We start from the raw sequence: 2,927 nt of genomic DNA on the forward strand, positions 1-2,927 counted from the left end.
CTAGCCCGGGTGTTGTACGACTTCCTGACCTGGGAGCCGCAGACGCCCCGCACTACGAACCAGCTTATCCGTGCAGTCGCCGGGCTCTGCCAACTTCTATCGGAAGAGGTCGGTGAGGCGATCGCGCAGGAAAAGAGTCGACGCCGTCGGCCGGCCTTCACCAAACTGGCCAAGGACTGGCGGCACTTGCTGTTCCCGGAGGCAACCGACGCCGAGTTCGTCGAACAGTACGGTCAAGCCGTAGTGTTCGCCCTTCTGCTCGCCCGGGTGGAGGAGATCGCCTTCGAGGGCGAGACCATGCACAGCATCGCCACGAAGCTGGGCAAGAAGCACTCGTTGATGGGGCAGGCGCTGGATGTCCTGGCCGGCGATTCTGTGGCTGGGCTGTCCACCACGTTGAACACGCTGCTTCGTGTCATCGGCGCGGTCAGATGGGACGTACTGGACGACGGAACCGGCGACGCCTACTTCCTGCTCTACGAGCACTTCCTTCATATCTACGACCCTGAGCTGCGGATACGTACAGGCTCGTACTACACACCGCATGGCGTCGTCTCGGCCATGGCCCGGCTCGTCGAAGACGTCCTGCGGCGAGAGGGCTTCCGTATCCCGTCCGGCTTCGCTTCTCCCGATGTGGTCCTTGTAGACCCGGCCATGGGCACCGGCACCTTCCTGCTATCTGCGCTGGAGCTGGCTGCCGGGACAATAGCCGAGGAAGAGGGCCCGGGCGCAGTGGGCCCGCGCCTGCGCGAGATGGTGGGGCGTCGGCTGGTGGGCTTCGAGATGCAGGTCGGCCCGTTCGCCGTCGCAGAACTGCGCATGCACGCAATGCTCAAGCAGTATGGGTCCGCGGCTCCCGCCCAGGGACTCAGGTTGCTAGTGGCTGACGCCCTGGACAGCCCGACAGCGGAGTTCAACTGGATTCCCCACACCTACCGCGCGCTCGCCGAATCCCGCCGCCAGGCCAATCAGGTCAAGCGGGACGAGCGTGTCATGGTCGTCATGGGCAACCCGCCTCACGACGCCGTGAAACGCGGCGCCGGCAAGTGGGTGGAGCGAGGGGAGCCGGAGGTGGACATCCCCGCCCCGCTGAGGGCCTTCAGGCAACCCGGCAACGGCAGGTACGAATCTAAGATCGCCAACCTCTACGTCTATTTCTGGCGCTGGGCCACCTGGAAGGTCTTCGACGCACACGACGACGCGCCATTCGGTGTGGTCGCGCTGATCACGCCGAAGGCATGGCTCAAGGGGCGGGCGTTCGTCGGAATGCGACGTTACCTGCGTGAAACCGCCGACGAAGGCTGGATCATCGACCTGTCGCCGGAGGGCCACCGCGCGGATGTTGCCACCCGCATCTTCCCCGAGGTCGCCCAGGAGTTATGCATCGCGATCTTCGTACGCTGGCGGGACAGCCCCAGGCCGCGGGCGGAGCGGCAGAACGCCGAGGTGAGACACCTCAAGGTCGCTGGACGCCGCGCCGAGAAGATCGAACGTCTGGCGGCCCTTAGGCTCGACGACGCCGAATGGCGCGAGTGCGCCACGGGCAAGACGGATGCCTTCCTGCCACCCGGAAGCGACCTGTGGGAGTCCTCTCCGCAGCTGAGTGACCTCATGCCGTGGTCGTCGCGTGGCGTTACACCGGGGCGCATGTGGGTCTACGCACCGGACCAGGACACGCTTCACAGACGGTGGCGGCGATTTCTCGCGGGGGACACCGAGCGACGCGCCGAGATGCTCGGAGACTCGGGCGAGCGGACGCCTCACGACAATGTCCCGCCCCTGCCGGGCGTCGAATCCCACGGACGGACACCACTCGCCGCCGAGTACAGGACGAACGCATCAACCGTACCCGTCGGGTACCGATCGTTCGATCGGCAGTACGTCCTGCCGGACAGCCGATTGATGGAACGGGGCAGAGCTGACCTATGGCGCGTCCGCAGCGACCGCCAGATCTACACCATCGAGCAGAACGCCCACCCGGTCGTCAATGGGCCGTCGCTGGTCTTCAGCGCCCTCATTCCCGACATGGACTACTTCAACAACCGCAGTGGTTGCGCCCGTCCTCTCTACCGCAACGCCGCTGGCACGCTGCCCAACGTCACACCCGGTCTGCTTCGCCTACTCTCAGGGCGGCTTGGCGTACCGGTCGTCGCCGAAGCCCTGCTGGCATATATCGCAGCGATCGCGTCCCACCCGGAGTACACAGCTCGATTCCAGGAAGACCTCGAAGTCCCGGGCGCCCGGATCCCCCTCACCGTTGACCTCTGGCTGTGGGAGCGGGCGGTTGACATCGGCCAGCGTGTCCTGTGGCTGCACACCTACGGCGAGCGATACGCCGACGAGGCGGCCGGAAGACCGTACGGCAGGGTGGCGCTGCCACACGACCGCCCTCGCTGCCTCGCGGAGATTCCGGACGACGCAGAAGCCATGCCGGAGAGGCTGGCATACGACCCCGTGACACAGGACCTGTGGATCGGCCGTGGCCGGATCAGCCCGGTGCCTCGCGCGGTGCGGGAGTACGAAGTGTCCGGGATGAACGTTCTCGACAAGTGGTTCGGCTACCGCCGGAGGGATCCCGCCGGCAAGCGACGCCTCGAACTGGACCATCATTTCGCTCGGCACTGGCTTCCTTCATGGACCACGGAACTGCTGGAGCTGCTGAACGTCCTCGGCCTACTCGTGCGCGAGGAACCGGCGCAGGCCGACCTGTTCAATGAGGTGTGCGGGAGTCCACTGATCACGGTGGCGGACCTGACTACCGCGGGCATCCTTCCCGTACCCACAGAGGCAACCAAGGCGCTGAAAGCAGTATCGGACGCGGGCGACGCATTATTCGACCTGTGAGCGAAGCAGTGGATCGACTCCACGACGGGGTCTCCACGCCGCCGTGGAGTCTTCTGGCACGTCCACAACCACCAGGCGAGGGG

The 2,927-nt window shown here is 65.7% G+C and carries 1 protein-coding gene; it reads left to right on the forward strand.

Annotation, left to right across the window (positions count from 1 at the left end):
- Positions 1–12: 12 nt before the first annotated feature.
- A complete protein-coding gene (locus tag AC27LF_RS45280; protein ID WP_487227886.1) occupies positions 13–2,844 on the forward strand; it encodes a type ISP restriction/modification enzyme in 2,832 nt (943 codons plus the stop codon).
- Positions 2,845–2,927 lie beyond the last annotated feature (83 nt).

This window comes from Streptomyces diversicolor (assembly GCF_057537855.1).